Origin of the sequence: Actinokineospora enzanensis DSM 44649, from assembly GCF_000374445.1 — a bacterium.
GTDB lineage: Bacteria > Actinomycetota > Actinomycetes > Mycobacteriales > Pseudonocardiaceae > Actinokineospora > Actinokineospora enzanensis.
The window spans coordinates 17,467-35,485 of record NZ_KB894418.1 but is presented as its reverse complement, the minus strand read 5'-3'; the positions used below and the strand labels follow the sequence as shown (position 1 = coordinate 35,485).

The 18,019-nt window shown below is 70.9% G+C and carries 17 protein-coding genes; 16 read left to right on the top strand and 1 reads right to left on the bottom strand.

Annotated features, from left to right (window positions below; all coding sequences use genetic code 11):
- Window positions 1-987: 987 nt before the first annotated feature.
- The gene (locus C503_RS48570) at window positions 988-1,116 is read right to left on the bottom strand and encodes a hypothetical protein (RefSeq protein WP_018683848.1); all 129 of its coding nucleotides are present in this window, start codon (window positions 1,114-1,116) and stop codon (window positions 988-990) included.
- Window positions 1,117-1,762: 646 nt separating this feature from the next.
- On the opposite strand from C503_RS48570, the gene dacB reads away from it, so the two are divergent.
- The 16 genes from dacB (at window position 1,763) to C503_RS0119120 (ending at window position 17,953) form a co-directional block, all read left to right on the top strand.
- Entirely contained in the window at window positions 1,763-3,307 is a 1,545-nt protein-coding gene (dacB, locus tag C503_RS46830; protein ID WP_018683847.1) for a D-alanyl-D-alanine carboxypeptidase/D-alanyl-D-alanine endopeptidase, read from the top strand.
- A 41-nt stretch (window positions 3,308-3,348) separates the two neighbouring features.
- On the top strand, window positions 3,349-4,422 hold the full coding sequence (locus C503_RS0119190) for a zinc-dependent metalloprotease (RefSeq protein WP_018683846.1): 1,074 nt from the start codon (window positions 3,349-3,351) through the stop codon (window positions 4,420-4,422).
- Window positions 4,419-5,375, top strand: coding sequence for a tRNA lysidine(34) synthetase TilS (tilS, locus tag C503_RS0119185; RefSeq protein WP_018683845.1), 957 nt, complete (start codon window positions 4,419-4,421; stop codon window positions 5,373-5,375). The genes C503_RS0119190 and tilS overlap by 4 nt, the downstream gene beginning before the upstream one ends.
- Window positions 5,376-5,385: 10 nt before the next feature.
- Window positions 5,386-5,934 carry a hypoxanthine phosphoribosyltransferase gene (gene hpt / locus C503_RS0119180; protein ID WP_018683844.1) on the top strand — a complete coding sequence of 183 codons (549 nt, stop codon included), beginning with the start codon at window positions 5,386-5,388 and terminating at the stop codon, window positions 5,932-5,934.
- Window positions 5,935-6,044: 110 nt separating this feature from the next.
- Complete coding sequence (locus tag C503_RS0119175) at window positions 6,045-6,419, top strand: hypothetical protein (protein ID WP_018683843.1); 375 nt, start codon at window positions 6,045-6,047, stop codon at window positions 6,417-6,419.
- Window positions 6,420-7,013, top strand: a complete 594-nt coding sequence (locus C503_RS39980; RefSeq protein ID WP_084477213.1) for a DUF3558 family protein — start codon at window positions 6,420-6,422, stop codon at window positions 7,011-7,013.
- Window positions 7,014-7,106: 93 nt separating this feature from the next.
- Complete coding sequence (locus C503_RS48565; RefSeq protein ID WP_018683841.1) at window positions 7,107-8,477, top strand: hypothetical protein; 1,371 nt, start codon at window positions 7,107-7,109, stop codon at window positions 8,475-8,477.
- Window positions 8,478-8,531: 54 nt separating this feature from the next.
- Window positions 8,532-9,275, top strand: a complete 744-nt coding sequence (locus C503_RS0119160; protein ID WP_018683840.1) for an ESX secretion-associated protein EspG — start codon at window positions 8,532-8,534, stop codon at window positions 9,273-9,275.
- A gap of 200 nt (window positions 9,276-9,475) precedes the next feature.
- A complete protein-coding gene (gene ftsH, locus C503_RS0119155) occupies window positions 9,476-11,803 on the top strand; it encodes an ATP-dependent zinc metalloprotease FtsH (RefSeq protein WP_018683839.1) in 2,328 nt (775 codons plus the stop codon).
- 45 nt (window positions 11,804-11,848) lie between these two features.
- Entirely contained in the window at window positions 11,849-12,469 is a 621-nt protein-coding gene (folE, locus tag C503_RS0119150; RefSeq protein ID WP_018683838.1) for a GTP cyclohydrolase I FolE, read from the top strand.
- Entirely contained in the window at window positions 12,466-13,299 is an 834-nt protein-coding gene (gene folP / locus C503_RS0119145) for a dihydropteroate synthase (RefSeq protein WP_018683837.1), read from the top strand. Before folE ends, folP begins: the two co-directional genes overlap by 4 nt.
- Window positions 13,296-13,661, top strand: coding sequence for a dihydroneopterin aldolase (gene folB, locus C503_RS0119140; protein WP_018683836.1), 366 nt, complete (start codon window positions 13,296-13,298; stop codon window positions 13,659-13,661). The genes folP and folB overlap by 4 nt, the downstream gene beginning before the upstream one ends.
- Window positions 13,658-14,143, top strand: a complete 486-nt coding sequence (gene folK, locus C503_RS0119135; RefSeq protein WP_018683835.1) for a 2-amino-4-hydroxy-6-hydroxymethyldihydropteridine diphosphokinase — start codon at window positions 13,658-13,660, stop codon at window positions 14,141-14,143. Before folB ends, folK begins: the two co-directional genes overlap by 4 nt.
- A complete protein-coding gene (locus tag C503_RS0119130) occupies window positions 14,140-14,607 on the top strand; it encodes a DUF3180 domain-containing protein (protein WP_018683834.1) in 468 nt (155 codons plus the stop codon). The genes folK and C503_RS0119130 overlap by 4 nt, the downstream gene beginning before the upstream one ends.
- Before the next feature lie 55 nt (window positions 14,608-14,662).
- Entirely contained in the window at window positions 14,663-16,435 is a 1,773-nt protein-coding gene (locus tag C503_RS46060; protein ID WP_018683833.1) for a DUF6779 domain-containing protein, read from the top strand.
- A 399-nt stretch (window positions 16,436-16,834) separates the two neighbouring features.
- On the top strand, window positions 16,835-17,953 hold the full coding sequence (locus tag C503_RS0119120; protein ID WP_018683832.1) for a PrsW family intramembrane metalloprotease: 1,119 nt from the start codon (window positions 16,835-16,837) through the stop codon (window positions 17,951-17,953).
- Window positions 17,954-18,019: the final 66 nt, after the last annotated feature.

Sequence of the window (18,019 nt, the reverse complement as noted above, 5' to 3'; positions counted from 1 at the left end):
CGAGACCAGCACAACCCCATCGGGTGAACCTGGTGACACCGCGGTGGAATCCGCCGGTTCGGACGATGCCTGCTCCGGGGTTGACGAGGCGGTGCCGGGGGCAACGACGACGCCGTTGGCCGTGCCGTCGACCGGCGAATCGGACACGGGGCGTGACGACGAGGCGGGCCTGTCCGGCAAGGTGACCCGGCCGGTGGTGCCGCCGCGTGCCGAGGGGGAGTCGGCTGGGGAGGTCGACTCGGCGGTGCGGGAGGACCCTGCCGACCAGGCGGAACAGCCGGATGATCTGGTGGCGGAGTCCGTTGAGCGGGCGGAATCCGAGCGACTGGAAGAGTCCGCCACCACGCCGGTGAATCCATCGGCGGCAGTCGCTGGCCCGACGTCGCCCACTGAACCTGAGCCTGCCTGCGAGTCCGAGCAGGCTGCGGAGGCTGTCGCGCCAGGCGAGTCGCCGACCGTTTCCACCGGTTCGGGTGACGGGGGCGGGTCTGCCAGCCGAGTCGAGGGAGGGTCGGCGACTGCGTCGGTGAATCCGTCGGCGGTGACTGGTCGCACGACGGTGCCGCGTGACGAGACTGCCGGGCAGGCAGAGCAGGGGGCGGATGAGCCTGTCGAGTCGGTTGATTCGCCGACTACGTCGGTTGGCTCGCTTGTTGTTGACGGGTCCGGCGGGGTGGAGCAGGCGCGTGACCGGCTGGAGGAGTCCGCTACCGCGTCGGTGAACCCGTCGGTGGTGACCTCGCGTACGACGGTGTCTCGTGCCGAGACCGCTGGTCAGGACCTGATCGGCTCGTCGACCGAGCCGCGTGGTGACGATCGGGGCGAGGGGTCCACCACGGCGCGGGTCGAACCGCCGTCGGAGGCAGGGCCGCCGGTTGATTCGTCGACCGCCGCCACTGCTCCGCGCGGCGATGGTGCGCCCGGTCGGGCGGCTGGCGACTCGCCGACGACCTTCAGTCGTCCGGTCTCGCCGCAGGCCGTGTCCGGTCAGGTGGAGAAGTCGGCGGCGGTCGAACCGTCGACCAGGGTCACCCGTCCGGTGACACCGCCCGTCGACTCGCCGACCAAGGTGACGCGGCGGCCCGACGAGCCGGGCAAGACGAACCAGCTGCCCATTCCGGAGGGTACCGGCGACACCGGTGGCGGTGTCACAGTGCCCGCCCCGAAACCGAAGCTTCCGCCGGAAACCCGTCGTCCCGGCCCACCGCCCGGTCCACGCCCGGGTTCGAACCACGACTCGCCTACCCAGGCGCGTCCGGTCAGCGGTCCGCGGCGGCCACCCGTCGGCCCGCCCGGGGCGCAGGTTCCGCCCGGCAGACGCCCATCAGGCTCGCCCGGCCCAGGACAACCAGGCCGAGGTCCAACCGGCCCGGGACCGGCAGGCCCAGGTCAGACCGGCCACGGGCCATCGGTCCCGGGCAAACCGGGCCCGAGCCAGGCAGGTCCAAGCCAGGCAGGTCAAGGTCAGGCAGGTCCGGGTCAGCAGAGTTCGGCCCAAGCTGGCCTTGGTCAACCAGTTTCAGGTCAGCCGGGCCCAGGTCAGCCGGGCCCAGGTCAGCCGGGCTCGGGTAACGCAGGCCCAGGTCAGGTAGGCCCGGGTCGGCCGGGTTCGACCCAAGCGGGCTTGGGGCAACCTGGACCAGGTCAGACCGGCTTGCGAAAGCCGGGTGCCGGGCAGGCAGGTCCTGGGCAGACCGGTGTGCGTCCGGGCAGCCCCACCCAGACCCATCCGGGCCAGCCCCCGGTGTCTCGGTCGCCGGTAGTGACCGCGGCCGAGCGGACGCAGGTGATCCCGGTCGGGGCCGTCACCCGGGAGCCGACCCCAGTTCGCGCTGAGCCGACGCCACTCCGTTCGGAACCGGCTCGTGCGGAAACCGACTACGAGCCCGACAACGCCGAGGAAACCAAGCCGAAGAAGAAGCGCACGGGCCTGATCATCACCTGTGCCGTGGTCGTCGTGCTCGCGTTGGCGGCCGGTGCCGTGTTCCTCGTGCCAGGTCTGGCCGAGAAGCTGGGCATCAAGAAGGGCGAGGCCGAGGTGGCCATCGCCCCGCCGCCCGCCGCCGTCCAGTTCACCCCCACGCTGCACGGTGCGGGTGCCGACAACCCCGCGCCCACGCCAGCCGGAGTGCAGGCCGCGCTGGCCGGGCCCGCCAGCGACGCCGTGCTGGGCTCGTTGACCGGCAAGGTCATCGACCCCATCTCGGGTGAGGTGTTGTTCGCGCAGAACGCCGACACCACGCTGGTGCCCGCGTCCACCACGAAGCTCCTCACCAGCGCCGCCGCCCTGCTCGCGCTCCCGCACGCCGAGCAGCTGACCACCAAGGTCGTCGCGGGGGACAAGCCGGGCACGGTGATCATCGTGGGCGGCGGCGACCCCACGCTGTCCTCGCTGCCCGCGGGCAAGAACTCCGTCTACCCGGGTGCCGCCCACCTCGACGACCTAGTCGCCCAGGTCAAGGCCAAGGGGCCGGTGCACACCGTGCTGCTCGACCTCAACCGGTACACCGGCGACAGCCTCGCCAAGGGCTGGGAGCAGCCGGACATCGCGGGCGGCTACATCGCCCCGATGGTCCCGGCCATGCTCGACGGCGGCCGCGCGGATCCGACCAAGGACACCTCCGCGCGCGCCGCGAACCCGGGGCGCGCGCTCGCCGAGGAGTTCGCCAAGCGGATCGGTGCCACCGTGCCCGAGAAGAACGCCACCACCATCGCCAAGCCGGACGCGCAGGTGCTCGGCGAGGTGCGGTCCGCGCCGATCGTGGAGCTGGTCGACAACCTGCTGCAGCACTCCGACAACGTGCTCGCCGAGGCCATGGCCCGCGAGGTTGCCAAGGGCACCGGCAACGAGGTGTCGTTCACCGGCGCCACCGGCGCGGTCCTCAAGACGCTCACCGACAACGGGTTCGACGTCAGCACGGTCAAGCTCAACGACGGCAGTGGCCTGTCCACGTTGAACCTGGTCAGCGCCGCCCTGCTGGCCGAGGTGCTGCGGGTGGCCGCCGCCCCGGACGGCCAGGACCCGCGCACCGCCAAGCTGCGGCCGCTGCTCGGCGGCCTGCCGGTGGCGGGTGGCAGCGGCACCCTCGCGAGCCGCTACCAGGGCCCCAACGCGGCGGGCGGCAAGGGCTGGGTACGGGCCAAGACCGGCACCCTGTCCAACGTCAACTCCCTGGCCGGGGTCGTGCTGGACAAGGACGGCCGGGTGCTGGTGTTCGCGCTCATGTCCAACGGCTCCAATCCGGCCGACGCGCGGCCCGCCCTGGACGCGGTCGCGGCCGCGTTGCGCCAATGCGGGTGCCGCTGAGCTGTCGGTGAGATCACCTCCGCTCGGGTAGCGTCGACGGTGTGAACACGACCGGTGCGGACGTGGCGAGATCGACCGAGGGCGCGCCGCCGGTCGACTGGGACCTGGCGGTCTCGACGGCGCGGCGGCTCGTCCGCCCAGGCCCGACGGTGACTCGCGAGGTCGCCGCGCACTCGGTGACCCGGCTGCGGGAGATCACCGCCGAGGCCGAGTCGCACGTGCGCGGGCTCACCGGCCTGGGCGCGGACCTGCCGCTGCTCGGCGGCGACGTGGTCGACCGCGAGCACTGGATCGAGGCCGCCGCGCACAGCATCGCCGCGCTCACCTCCGGCGCGCTGCCCGCCCGGCCCGGCAAGGTCGTCGGAGGCATGCTCGCGGGCACGGCAGGCATGCAGGCCGGGATTGTCCTGGCCTACCTGAGCAGCCGGGTGCTGGGCCAGTACGACCCGTTCGGCGACGGCGAGGCCGGGCGGCTGCTGCTGGTCGCGCCGAACATCGTGGCCGCGCAGCAGGCGCTGGACGTGCCGCCGGAGGACTTCCGGATGTGGGTGTGCCTGCACGAGTGCACACACCGGCTGCAGTTCACCGCCGTGCCGTGGCTGCGTGGGTACTTCCAGGAGCAGGTCGCGGCCTTCCTGACCGGCCTGGACGACCAGGCGGGCGGTGCCGCTGCCCGGCTGCCCGACCTGCTGCGCTCGGCTCGGCACAAGCCGGACCCGAGCTCGTCTGGCGGTCCGATGGGGCTGGTCGAGCTGATCCAGTCACCGGAGCAGCGGGCCGTGTTCGACCGGCTGATCGCGGTGTCGACGCTGCTGGAGGGGCACGCGGACCACGTGATGGACGCGGTGGGCCCGGTGGTCGTGCCCACGGTGGCCACGATCCGCGAACGGTTCACCGTGCGGCGGCGTGGTGGCGGTCTGCTGGACCGGGTGCTGCGCAGCCTGCTGGGGGTCGAGGCGAAGATGAAGCAGTACGCGGTGGGCGCCAAGTTCACCACCCACGTGGTCGACGCGGTGGGTATGGAGCGGTTCAACCTGATCTGGACATCCCCGGAGACACTGCCGTTGCGCGCAGAACTCCACGACCCGCAGGCGTGGATCCGCCGCGTCGCGTGAAACCACACCCGGCGGTGGCTGCGATTCGCGTCGCGGTCCGCCAGTCGCTTGCCCTTGTCGACCCGGGTGACCGCATCGCGGTGGCTGTGTCCGGTGGCGCGGACTCGCTCGCGCTGGCCGCTGCCGCGCGGCACGTGGGCGGGAAGCTGGGGCTGCGGGTCGACGGGTTGATCGTCGATCACGGGTTGCAGGAGGAATCCGCGAAGACGGCGGCGTTGGTGGCGGACAAGCTCATCGAACTCGGGCTGGACGATGTCGTTGTCCTACCCGTGACAGTCACAGGTGCCGGCGGCCTCGAAGCCGCCGCCCGCCGAGCCCGCTACACCGCGTTGCGCGCGGCCTTCCCGTCCTGGGTCCTACTCGGCCACACCCTTGACGACCAGGCCGAAACGGTCCTGCTGGGACTGGGTCGAGGTTCCGGCCCTCGGTCGATCGCAGGCATGCGCCCGGTCGACCACCCGTGGCTGCGCCCACTGCTCGGCATCCCGCGCACCACGACCCGGGAAGCGTGCGCCGCGCTCGACCTCGACCCGTGGCAGGACCCGCACAACACCGACCCTCGCTTCACCCGCGTCCGCCTCCGCCACGAGGCCCTCCCGCTCCTGGAATCCATCCTCCAGGGCGGCGTCGCGGGCGCCCTCGCCCGCACCGCCGCCCAACTCCGCGACGACCTGTCCGCCCTCGACGCCCTCGCCGCCGACGCCCTGACCCAAGCCACGGTCGACACCGACCTCGACGTGGCACACCTCACCCCACAACCCCCCGCGATCCGCCGCCGAGTCCTGCGCATGTGGCTCCTCCAGCGGGGCACCCCCGAGTTGACCGACGCCCACCTCCGCGCCGTGGACGACCTGATCTCCCACTGGCACGGCCAACGCGGCACCGCCCTACCCGGCGGCTTGGTGGCGCGCCGCGCACATGGCAGGCTGACCTGCGAAGCACCGGACACCTGAGAGGGGAACCGTGTACGACGGCGACATCGCCTCCGTGCTGATCACCGAGCAGCAGATCGACGAGAAGATCACGGAGCTGGCCAAGCAGGTCGCGCACGACTACCCCGAGAACGGCGCCGACCTGGTGCTGGTGGGCGTGCTCAAGGGCGCGGTCATGTTCATGACCGACCTGGCCCGCGCCCTCCCCGTCCCGGTCCAGCTGGAGTTCATGGCGGTGAGCTCCTACGGCTCCGCCACTTCTTCCTCCGGGGTCGTCCGAATCCTGAAAGACCTCGACCGCGACATCGCGGGCCGGGACGTCCTGATCGTCGAAGACATCATCGACTCCGGCCTGACTTTGTCCTGGCTGCTGAAAAACCTGGCCTCCCGCGCCCCGCGATCGCTTGAGGTATGCACTTTGTTGCGTAAACCGGAAGCGGTCAAGGTGGATGTCCCGGTAAAGTACGTCGGCTTCGAAATCCCCAACGAGTTCGTCGTCGGCTACGGTCTCGACTTCGCCGAACGCTACCGAGACCTCCCTTACATCGGCACCCTCGACCCGCACGTCTACACGTCCTGACCGTCGCCCGCCCCAGGCAATCTTTGCCAATCCGGTCTGGTCACGGCCTGGGGTGCTCTACCCTTCCCCCGTTGCCACAGTGACAACCATGTCTTCGGGGGGCTTGCACGATGAGGGACGAGAATCTCGTCGGCTCGGCGGTGACCGACTTCGTCTCGGCGGCGGCCGAGGGCTCGGTGTCGATCGACCCGGACGCCGCCCAGGCCGCCCTCGCCGAGATCGGCAACGTGAAGGCCGAGATCACCACCCTGCTGTTCTCGGGCTCGTCGGGAATCCGGGCGCATGTGGAACTCGGCGCCAACCCCGTCGGAGAGGCCATGGCGAAGAAGTCCGTGGATCGGATGAGTGGCTCAGACGACTCGCTGATGGCGGTCATGGCATTGCTCCGTGACCAGACCGAGCAGGCGGAGACCGCGTTGAAACAGGCGATCGCCAACTACAGGCACACCGAGACGGACAACGCGATCAAGTACCAGGGGCATTGAGTGGCAGGCAACCTTGTCAGGCGTGTTGTTCCGGTCGTGCTGGTTCTCGCTCTGGCTGGCTGCGATACCGCTGTTCCTGGAAATCCGGGAGTGGCGAGTACCGGGACTTCGGCAACATCGAAGACTGCGCCGATGTCTACGACGACAGCCCCGGCTACGTCCAGTTCTGTGACCCTAGAGGGTCGCCAGTTCGATCCTGAGCAACTTTGTGCCTTGCTCGATCCGGCTGACGCACAACGCCTGGGTGGCGGGGACAAGGGGCGGGGTACCTTCAGTACGACCACTGCCGCGCCGTTGTGCTCGTTCAGTCGCGATACGGTGCTTATCCTTTCCTTTCTTCAGAACTCCCAGACAAAGGACATCCACGCGGAGCCGGGGGTGACTGTGAACCCCACTAAGGTAGACGGGCTCACTGCCGTACAGGTTCGCACGAACAAGCAGCCGCTACCGATGTGCGAGGTCTACGTGGACATCAACTCTACATCGTTGCTCGTCTTCAGTGCAGGTCTGCAGGATTCCGGTAAGGGTAAGTACGAGGAATGCGATGTGGCGACGAAGCTGGCCAATGTCGTGATTCCGAAGATCAAGGTCTAGGGGGCGGGCGTGGCGGGGAATGACGAACGGCGGTACGGATCGCAGGAGTACGCCGGGGATGTGGCGGATCGGGCGCGGCGGGGGCAGGCGCACATGCCGCAGGAGGATCGGTCCGAGCGGCATGAGATCGAGCAGAGTGTTGCTCAGGACCAGGCCGCTTCCCTGGCGTCCGAGGTTCGGATGGGTGATGACCGGGTCGTCATCGCGCAGAATTGGGCCAATAAGACCAGTACGCAGTTGCATGCCGCCGCCACCGAGGGGAACTCGCCCGGGTCGGCGGATAACCTCGGGCGGGGTTTCAACGAGGGCGGCAATCGGCTGACCGAGGCTGCCAATCGGCTTTATGACGCGGTGTCCAGGTTGGAATCGGCCTGGCAGGGGAAGGCCGCGAGTGCCGCGCACCGGGCCCTCACCCCGCTCGCGGCCTCCACCGGGCAGGCCGGTGTGACCGCCCAGTACATGGGGACCGCGATGTCCCAGCAGGCAGCCGCGGCGGCCGCGGTCCGCACCTTGCCCGAGCCCGTCGAGTTCGATGCGACGACCGAGATGCACAAGGCGCTCGCCAACCCGAATCCCATTGCCGGGATGGCGGATATGGCGCAGAAGGCCAACGAGGCTCGCGCGGTCAAGCACGAGCAGGTCACCTTTCTCAACAACTACACCCAGTCCATGTCCACTGTGGACGCCTCAACGCCTTCCTTCGTGCCGCCGAAACAGGACATCGGTGGCGGCGGAGGTGGCGGGACCGGTGGCGGTGGCGGCGGAGTGCACTACCGCGGTCCAGGCGGTGGAATCGGGCCGGGCGGTGGCAGTGGAACCGGTGGCGAATATGGCTACGCGGGTCCTGGCGCCGGCGGTAGGGGTAATTACGACAGCCCCAACCCGCCCCGGAACGTCCAGCAGCCGAATTGGGGTGGCGGCGGCAATACCGATGGCAAGGGTGGGAGCAACACGCCCATCATTCGCCCGCATCAGCCCGGGGACACCAGTGCCGCCGGTTACACGCCGCCCAGCACCACCCCGCCGATGCACAACTACGAGCCGCCCGGCTACAACAACCCGCAGTTCCCCAACACCACGGGAAACCCGGGCGGTGGTCCCTACAGCGGCACCGGCGGCCCAGGCCCGTTCGGCTCCCAAGGCGGCATCGACGAGGCAGGCGGCCGTGGCGGCGCACGTGGCCCCATGAGCACCGAAGGACGCGGCACCGAGGGACGCGGGCCCGGCGCACGGGTGGGCGCGGGATTCGGCGCGGCCGAGGAAGCCGGTATGCGCGGCGGGCGCCCCAGCGGTGGCGCGGCAGGTGCGGGGCGCGGGACCCCTGGCGGCATGGGTGGTGGCAGTGGTCACGGCGAGGGTGACGAGGACACCGAGCACCAGCGCCCGTCCTACCTGATCGAGCCGGACCCCGAGGAGACCTTCGGGACCGATCAGATCACCGCGCCGCCGGTCATCGGCGAGTAGAGACTGGAACGTCACCAGGCCTCCCGGACGGGAGGCCTGGTCGAGCACGGGTAGGTGAGTTTGTCCACGCAGACGCTGAGCGCGTTGGCGCTCGACTTTCTTTGGGAGACCGTCGGCGCGGGTGAGTTGCCCTACCCGTTGGAGGTTTCCTCGCACGGCGAGACCATGGACGAGCGGTCCCGGCTGCGCAGGCGCGTCCACCACGAGCTGCGGGAGCAGGGGCTGCTCGACCGCTCCGGCAGGCTGGAACCCGAGGTCGAGAGTCTCCTTGGGCTGATCGCCCGCCCCGAGCTGGCGGTCGACTCCGTGTTCCTGCCCGAGATCGGCGGCCGGGCCGTCTGCGTACTGGTCGCCGCCCAGGGCAGTCGCGGGGTGGTGGCTGTGCAGCAGGGGGAGGGCCTCCAGCTCACCCCCATCAGGGCGAACACGCTGGTCGGCGAGGTTGTCGCGCGGCTGCCCGCGGCGCAGCGCGGGGCCGAGAACTCGATCTCGATGCCCGCCGAGGACTTCGAGCGCGGTGCCCGGGGCGGCGACGAGCAGGCCCGGCGGGCGCTGGCGCGGCTGGTCGCGCAGCCGAACGTGCGGGGTGGCCAGGTCGCCGTGACCGTTCGGGATCGGATGGGTGGGCGCACGCGGAGCCGGGTGCTGTCCTGGTTCGACAAGCCGAACGGCCGGTACGTGACCGCCTCGCGGCGGGGGCGGGACGGGCGGGAATGGGTGACCGTGGCGCCCGCCGACGCGCAGACGATGCGGCACCGGATCGGGGAACTGGTCGCCGAGTCGGTCGACCGGGACTAGCCGGGAACCAGTCGGGAACCGGAGTCCGGCCTGCTGCGTTGTGACTGGTGCGCGCTCTCGCCGGTACTTCGGCCGGTGAGGGTGCCGACGCGGACGGTACTCTGGGGAGACCGGAGCTGCCCCGTCCGGCCGGGTAATGGTCGTCATTGCCCTCACATGCACGTCAGGGAGGGTGGAGGCCGCCTCGCGGCCGTAAGTGAATGGACCGCAAGCGCCTGCTTCGCAACCCGCTGCTCTGGATCCTGGCGGTGTTGCTGATCTACTTCGCCTTCAGCCTGCTGTTCGACGACACCCGGGGGTTCACCTCGGTGCCGACGTCGAAAGCCATCGCACAGATCCAAGCGGGCAACGTCAAGACCGCCGAGCTCGGCGACAAGGAACAGCAGCTCAAGCTGGTCCTGAACACGCCGATCGACCAGGATGGGCAGCAGGTCACCCAGATCCTGACCCAGTACCCGGCGGACGCGACGGACAAGATCTACGACGCGCTGATCGCCAAGACCACGACCGAGTTCCAGACCAAGGTCACCCAGGACTCGTTCCTCACCCAGATCCTGATCTTCCTCATCCCGCTCGCGCTGCTGTTGCTGCTGCTGATGTGGATGATGAACAACGTCCAGGGCGGCGGGAACCGGGTGCTCAACTTCGGCAAGTCCAAGGCGAAACAGCTGCCGAAGGACATGCCCAAGACCACCTTCGCGGATGTCGCAGGCGCCGATGAGGCGGTCGAGGAACTGCACGAGATCAAGGACTTCCTGCAGAACCCGGCCCGCTACCAGGCGCTCGGCGCGAAGATCCCGAAGGGCGTGCTGCTCTACGGCCCGCCCGGCACCGGCAAGACGCTGCTCGCGCGGGCGGTCGCGGGCGAGGCCGGGGTGCCGTTCTACTCGATCTCCGGGTCCGACTTCGTGGAGATGTTCGTCGGTGTCGGTGCCTCCCGGGTGCGCGACCTGTTCGAGCAGGCCAAGCAGAACGCCCCGTGCATCATCTTCGTGGACGAGATCGACGCGGTCGGCCGCCAGCGCGGCGCGGGCCTCGGCGGCGGCCACGACGAGCGCGAGCAGACCCTCAACCAGCTGCTGGTCGAGATGGACGGCTTCGACGCGCGCGGCGGCATCATCCTGATCGCGGCCACCAACCGGCCGGACATCCTGGACCCGGCGCTGCTGCGGCCGGGCCGGTTCGACCGGCAGATCCCGGTGTCCGCGCCGGACCTGACCGGCCGCAAGCGGATCCTCCAGGTGCACTCCAAGGGCAAGCCGATGGCCCCGGACGCCGATCTGGACAGCCTGGCCAAGCGCACCGTCGGCATGTCCGGCGCCGACCTGGCCAACGTGCTCAACGAGGCCGCGCTGCTCACCGCCCGCCAGAACGGTTCGCTGATCACCGCGGCCGCCCTGGAGGAGTCGGTGGACAGGGTGATCGGCGGTCCGGCGCGCAAGAGCCGGATCATCTCCGACAAGGAGAAGAAGATCACCGCCTACCACGAGGGCGGGCACGCGCTGGCCGCGTGGGCCATGCCCGACCTGGAGCCGGTGTACAAGCTCACGATCCTGCCGCGCGGGCGCACCGGCGGGCACGCGCTGGTCGTCCCCGAGGACGACAAGCAGCTGATGACCCGCTCGGAGATGATCGCCCGGCTGGTGTTCGCGCTGGGCGGCCGTTCTGCCGAGGAGCTGGTCTTCCACGAGCCGACCACCGGCGCGTCCAGCGATATCGACCAGGCCACCAAGATCGCCAAGGCGATGGTGACCGAGTACGGCATGAGCGCCCGACTGGGTGCCGTCCGCTACGGCCAGGAACAGGGCGACCCGTTCCTTGGCCGGTCCATGGGCCACGGCGCGGACTACTCGCTGGAGGTCGCGCACGAGATCGACGAGGAGGTGCGCAAGCTCATCGAGGCCGCGCACACCGAGGCGTGGGACGTGCTCAACACCTACCGCGACGTGCTCGACGACCTGGTCGAGGAGCTGCTGGAGAAGGAGACACTGACCCGCAAGGACCTGGAGCGGATCTTCTCCAAGGTGGAGAAGCGGCCCAGGATCACCGCGTTCAACGACTTCGGCGAGCGCACCCCGTCGGACAAGCCGCCGATCAAGACCCCGCGCGAGCGGGCGCTTGAGCGCGGTGAGACGTGGCCGGGCGACAACCGCGAGCCGGTGCCCACCCCGGTCGGCGCGATCCCGGGCGCGGGCGACCTGCCGGGTGGCCCGCCGCGCACCAGCCCCGAGCTGCCCCCGGGCAACGGCGCGGGCCCCAACGGCACGCCCCCGCCCTACGGCACGCCGCCGTACGGTTCGCCGCCGCCCTACGGCAGCCAGCCGAGCGGACGGCACGGCGGTCCACCGCACTACGGAGCCCCGCCCGGGTGGACCCCGGCGACCACGCCGCCGAACCACCCGAACAACGGCCCGCACCAGTCGTGGCAGCCGGGTCCGGGCTGGGGCCGCGACGACAGCAGGCCGTCCGGTGACGAAAATCCCAGTGGTCGGGACCCGGAAGCCGGTGGGCGGACCAACGGTTCCTGATGCGATGGTGGCGGCCAGAGCGGCCGCGACGATCCGGAGGTACCGATGACGACCAGCAGTAACGGGGCCGGGACGGACTTCGTCCCGGCCCCGGCTTTCGACCGGGACCGGGCCGAGCGGGCAGTCCGCGAACTGCTCATCGCGTGCGGCGAGGATCCCGATCGGGACGGTCTCCTGGAGACCCCGGCCCGGGTCGCGCGCGCCTACGCCGAGTTGTTCGCCGGGCTCTACACCGAGCCGGACACGGTGCTGGACAAGACCTTCGACGAGAGCCACGAAGAGCTGGTCCTGGTCACCGACATCCCGATGTACTCCACCTGCGAGCACCACCTGGTCCCGTTCCACGGGCACGCGCACGTCGGCTACATCCCCAACGAGCAGGGCCGGGTCACCGGGCTGTCCAAGCTGGCCCGGCTGGTCGACCTGTACGCCAAGCGCCCGCAGGTGCAGGAGCGGCTGACCTCGCAGGTCGCCGACGCGCTGGTGCGCAAGCTGGCACCGCGCGGGGTGATCGTGGTCATCGAGGCCGAGCACCTGTGCATGGCAATGCGCGGGGTCCGCAAGCCCGGCGCGCGCACCACCACGTCGGCGCTGCGCGGCCTGTTCAAGTCCTCCGCGTCCTCTCGGGCCGAGGCGCTGCAACTGATCAGCGGGCGCGGCCGGTGACCCTGCTCCCCAAGCCCGACCGGTGCGCCGTGGTGGGCGTGCTCAACGTCACTCCGGACTCGTTCTCCGACGGCGGCCGTTACCTGGACCGGGCCGACGCGATCGCGCACGGCGTGGCGCTGTGGACCGAGGGCGCCGACCTGATCGACGTCGGCGGCGAGTCGACCCGGCCGGGTGCCCAGCGGGTGGACGCGGACACCGAGATCGCCAGGGTGGTCCCGGTGATCCGCGAGCTGGCCGCCGCGGGCGTGCCGGTCAGCGTGGACACCACCCGCGCCAAGGTGGCCGAGGCGGCGGTGGCCGCGGGCGCCCTGGTGATCAACGACGTGTCCGGCGGCCTGGCCGACCCGGACATGGCCAGGGTGGCCGCCGAGACCGGGGTGCCGTGGATCCTCATGCACTGGCGCGGGCACAGCCGGAACATGGAGACCTTGGCCGAGTACGTGGACGTGGTGGCCGAGGTGCGCGCGGAGCTGCTGGCCAGGGTCGACACGGCGCTGTGCGCGGGGGTCGCCGAGGCGGCCATCGCGCTGGACCCTGGTATCGGGTTCGCCAAGACCGCGGCGCACAACTGGGCCCTGCTGCGCGATCTCGACGCCCTGCTGGACCTGGGCTTCCCGGTGCTGGTCGGGGTGTCGCGCAAACGCTTCCTTGGCAGCCTGCTGGCCGGTCCGGACGGTAAGTCCCGACCGCCCGCGGGCCGTGAGGACGCCACCGCGGCCCTGTCCGCGCTGGTCGCGCGCGCGGGCGCGTGGGGGGTGCGGGTGCACGACGTGCGGCGATCACTCGACGCGGTGGCCGTGGCGGCCGCCATGACAGGAGACCGATGACCGACCGGATCACTCTCACCGGCCTGCGGGTGCGCGGCCACCACGGCGTCTTCGACCACGAGAAGCGCGACGGGCAGGAGTTCGTGGTGGACATCACACTGTGGCTCGACCTGCGCGAGGCGGGCGCCACCGACGACCTGCGGCACACCGTGCACTACGGCGAGCTGGCCGAACGCGCCGCCAAGATCGTCGCCGGGCCGCCCCGGGACCTGATCGAGACGGTGGCCGCGGAGATCGCCGAGGGCGAGATGGGCGACCCGAGGGTGCACGCGGTCGAGGTCACCGTGCACAAGCCGAGCGCGCCCATCCCGCTGACCTTCGCCGATGTCGCGGTCACCGCGCGCCGGTCGCGCCGCCGATGAGCCGGGCGGTGCTGTCCATCGGGTCCAACCTGGGCGACCGGCTGGCCAACCTGCGGATCGCCGTGACCGGCCTCGCCGACGTGCTGGTCGCGGTGTCCCCGGTGTACGAGACGGCGGCGTGGGGGGTGACCGACCAGCCGGACTTCCTCAACGCCGTGCTGGTGGTCGAGCACGACGCCACCGATGCGTGGGGCTGGCTGCGGCGCGGGCAGGAGCTGGAGAACCGGGCCGGTCGGGTGCGTGAACTGCACTGGGGGCCGCGGACGCTGGACGTGGACGTGGTGACCGTGGACGGGGTGCGCAGCGACGACCCGGAACTGCTGCTGCCGCACCCCGGCACGCACGAGCGGGCCACCGTGCTGGTGCCGTGGCTGGACGTCGACCCGGCCGCCGAGGTGCCCGGCCGGGGAACCGCCGCCGACCTGTTGGCGGGCCTGGACACGGCGGGTGTGCGCAGACGTGACGACCTGGAGCTGCGATGAGGTTCACCAAGGCCCGCGACCTGGTCCCGGTCGGCCTCATCGCCGCCGTCGTCGTCTACCTGGCGGTGCGCCTGTTCTACGAGCAGCTGCCAACGTTGCCCCGGCTCGGCGGGGTCACCCTGCTGGTGCTGGCGGTGGTGGAGGCGCTGTTCGGGTTCGGTTTGCGGGCTCGGATCCGCGGCCGCTCGCCGGAACGACCGGTGCAGCCGCTGACCGCCGCCCGCGCGGTGGCGCTGGCCAAGGCCTCGTCCCTGCTGGGCGCGTTGATGCTGGGTGCCTGGCTGGGCGTGCTCGGCTACGTGGCCCCGGAGAGCGTGGACATCCAGGCGGCCCGGCACGACCTGCAGAGCGCGGTGATCGGGGCGGTCTGCGCCGCCGCGCTCATCGGTGCCGCGTTGTGGCTGGAGGCCTGCTGCAAGACCCCCGATGACCCGGATGAGCAGCATCGCGACCCGATCAGGTAAACATCGGACCCTCCGTTTGATCTCGCGGAGATAACGGACCGGTACGGTAGGGGCCATGACGGGTCAGACCGACTCCCCTGCGCGGCAGGGTGCACGCGCGGCGCGCGTCCTGCTGCTCGCGGCTTTAGGTCTGGCCCTCGCCTCGACCGCCGTCCTGGTCCTCAGCGACTCCGTGCGCTGGATGCGGCTCGGCGTGGTCGCCGCGCTGTGGGCCGCGCTGGCGGGGGCCTTCCTCGCCGCCAGATACCGCAGACAGGTGACCGACCGGGCGGACGAGGCGGCCGAGCTGCAACAGGTCTACGAACTCGAACTCGAACGCGAGGTCGCCGCCCGCCGCGAGTTCGAACTGGAGGTCGAGACCGAGACCAGGCGCAAGGTCGAGCAGGAGACCAGGGACGACCTCACCGCCCTGCGCGAGGAGCTCAAATCCCTCCGGCAGAACCTGGAGATGCTGCTCGGGGGCGAAGTCCTGGTGGAACGCTTCGCCCTGCACGCCGAGGCCACCAGGATGCGCGCGGTGGCCGAGGACCGCGCGATCCCGAACCGGCCCGGCACCCCCGTCCGCCGCATCACCGCGGGGCGGACGGGCGACCCCCAGACGGAGTTCATCGAGCGGGTGAACCGACCGGAGGGATGGGCCGACGAGGAAGAGATCGATCCCAACTGGACACCGTCCTGGGAGGGTGGACAGCGGCCGCGCACGCCGGTCCGAGCCGCTGGCAAGGCGCGCGTGGCCACCTCGCGGCCCGCTGCCCGGCCACAGCAGGTGACTTCCCAGGCCCAGCGAAACGGGGCGGCTCCCGCGCGTGGACCGCAGGTCAGCCAGGAGTTCCCGCCGGTCGCGCCGCGCCGTGAGCCGGGCGGTCGCATCAACCAGGTCCCCAACCCGGCCGCGCGTCCCGCTGCGGAGCCTGTTGTCCAACCTGGTCAGCAGGCCGTGCGGCAACAGTCCGCTCAGGCCGCTCAGCAGAAGCGACCGGAGGCGAAACCCGCGCAGCCGGTGGCGCAGCAGCCGATGCAGTCTCAGCAACTGCCCCAGCAGGCACCATCCGCGCAGACTTCATCCGCGCAGACCCCGGCCGCACAGCCCGTTCGCCGACCGGATCCGCAGCACGGCCACAGCCGGGAAATGCCGATACCTGCTGCGCAGCGCCGCAATCTCGCCGACCACTCGGCGGAACACCGCGTTCCGGTCGCGGACCACCGCGCTCAGGGCCCCGAGCACCGGGTGGCAGGCCCTGCGGTCGCCGCTCCCCGCGTGCAGACTCCTGATCACCAGCAGGCGGCCGCTGATCATCGCGCGGCAGGACATCGCGGTCCGGCTGAGCCGCAGAATCCGGCCGCAGACAACCGTTCCACGGTTGTCGAGCGCCGTGATCCGGCTGAGTCTCGGGCAGGCGGACACCGTGGCCCCACTGCCGAACGGCCCGCCCCGGCAGCCGCGACCGGGGATCACCGGATGCCGGAACAAGCTCCCCCGCGCCCGGTGCCTGGTTCGGTGCAGCGTGACGCGGGTCGTGCGCCACAGCCGCCGACGCCGGGGTCCGTACAGCGGGATCCGCAGCCTGAGCCTGGCGGCCGTCGTCGGGCGCCGACCGGCACGTTCCCGCCGGTCGCACCGCCGCAGTCGACTGGTCGTCGGGCCCGGCCGGAGGAGTCGGAGGCCGCGGGCAAGCGCCACCGTCCGGAAGGCGCGCCGACCTGGCAGGAGACGTTGGGGGGTGAGGACACCGGGTCGCACAGCTCGGGCAAGTCGGTTTCGGAGCTGCTGGCCGCCCACGGCACCACCCAGGCCCCACGCCGCCACCGCCGCCGCAGCGAAGACTGACCGAACGAAAACGCGGCACACCCGCCCCAACGCCCCAGGTCAACAAGCCTCCTCCCCGCGCACGCGGGGATGCACCCCCTTCGTCGATCATCCCGAGATCGACACTTCCGCTCCTCCCCGCGTACGCGGGGATGTTCCCGCGCACGTTCCTGGGCAGGACACCATCGGTGACCTCGTTCCCGCGCACGCGGGGTGCTCCCCAAACTGTTTTCGACTTGCTGATTGCCCAGACGTTTCCCCACACAAGTGGGGATGCTTCGCCCCGCGCCCTGGCCGGTCTCCGATGCGGCTGCCCAGGGGTTGATTGTGTGATCGGTCTGGCGGTGTCCGGGGTGCGCCCTAGGATCACTATCCGTGTCCGAATCATCCCCGCTCCGGCACCGGCCGCGCAGGTTGACCGTGCTGCTCCCCGTCCTCGGGTTGGTCGTGATCGCGGCCTGTGGCCTGACCCTGCTCGCCCTGAGCACCGCCCGGGTCGGGCTGGTCGCCGAGCTGGTCGGGGTCGCCTCCGCGCTCCTCCCGGTCGGCCCGGTCGTCGCCGCGTTCCTCTGGGTCGACCGGTGGGAGCCCGAACCGGCCCGGCTGCTCTGGCTGGCGTTCGGCTGGGGCGCCTGTGTGGCGGCGATCACCGCGCTCCTGATCAACAACACCGCCGAGGCCGTCGGGGATCTCCTGCTCGGCAAGGGCAATGGCGACAAGATCAGCGCTATCGTCTCGGCACCGCTGTTCGAGGAGGCGCTCAAGGGCGCGTTCGTCCTCGGGATCCTGTTGTTCCTGCGCAACGAGTTCGACGGCGTGGTCGACGGCATCGTCTACGCCGGACTGGTCGCCGCCGGGTTCGCCTTCACCGAGAACATCTACTACTTCGGCCGCGCGTTCGCCGAGTACGGGTTCGGCAACAGCACCTCCCCGGGCGTCCTGGCCGCGTTCATCCTGCGTGGCGTCCTCTCCCCATTCACCCACCCGCTCTTCACGGCGATGACCGGCATCGGGATCGGCATCGCCGCCCGCGCCAACCTCAAACGCACGCGGATCATCGCGCCGCTCGCCGGTTATTTGGGTGCGGTCGTGCTGCACGCCCTGTGGAACGGTGCCGCCACGCTGGGCACCGCGTCGACCTTCCTGACCGTGTACTTCCTGGTCATGGTGCCGGTTTTCGGTGCTGTCGTGTACTTCCTGCACTGGCACCGCAAACGTGAGCAGCGGGTGGTGGCCGACGCGTTGCCCGCGATGGTCGAGGCGAACTGGATCGTGGTGTCCGAAGTGGACTTGCTGGGTAGTCTGGCAGGCAGGCGGCGGTGGCGGAAGCGGGTGCGGGCCCAGTCCGGCAAGGACGCGGCGCGCGCGGTCGGCGACTACCAGGCGGCGGTGAGCGAGTTGGCGTTCCTCTGGCACTCCATGGCGGGCGGCACGGCCGGGTCCGACGCGCCCGAGCGGGAGGCGCGGTTGATCGAGGTCGTCCGGGAGACCCGCAGGCGGGCGGTCACGGCCGCGCGGCGGTTGCCCGGTGTGGCGTGAACCGCCGGTGAAGCTGGTCACCCGGAGGGCACTCGCGCGTGTGCGGACAGCTACTCTCGCGGCGTC

What these genes read in the sequence shown, in the direction of transcription:
- ftsH (WP_018683839.1), top strand. Translation starts at nt 9,476, where the DNA reads ATGGACCGCAAGCGCCTGCTTCGCAACCCGCTGCTCTGGATCCTGGCG.
- C503_RS0119175 (WP_018683843.1), top strand. Translation starts at nt 6,045, where the DNA reads ATGAGGGACGAGAATCTCGTCGGCTCGGCGGTGACCGACTTCGTCTCG.
- folE (WP_018683838.1), top strand. Translation starts at nt 11,849, where the DNA reads ATGACGACCAGCAGTAACGGGGCCGGGACGGACTTCGTCCCGGCCCCG.
- C503_RS0119130 (WP_018683834.1), top strand. Translation starts at nt 14,140, where the DNA reads ATGAGGTTCACCAAGGCCCGCGACCTGGTCCCGGTCGGCCTCATCGCC.
- folB (WP_018683836.1), top strand. Translation starts at nt 13,296, where the DNA reads ATGACCGACCGGATCACTCTCACCGGCCTGCGGGTGCGCGGCCACCAC.
- folK (WP_018683835.1), top strand. Translation starts at nt 13,658, where the DNA reads ATGAGCCGGGCGGTGCTGTCCATCGGGTCCAACCTGGGCGACCGGCTG.
- C503_RS46060 (WP_018683833.1), top strand. Translation starts at nt 14,663, where the DNA reads ATGACGGGTCAGACCGACTCCCCTGCGCGGCAGGGTGCACGCGCGGCG.
- C503_RS48570 (WP_018683848.1), bottom strand. Translation starts at nt 1,116, where the DNA reads ATGGGCAGCTGGTTCGTCTTGCCCGGCTCGTCGGGCCGCCGCGTCACC.
- C503_RS48565 (WP_018683841.1), top strand. Translation starts at nt 7,107, where the DNA reads ATGCCGCAGGAGGATCGGTCCGAGCGGCATGAGATCGAGCAGAGTGTT.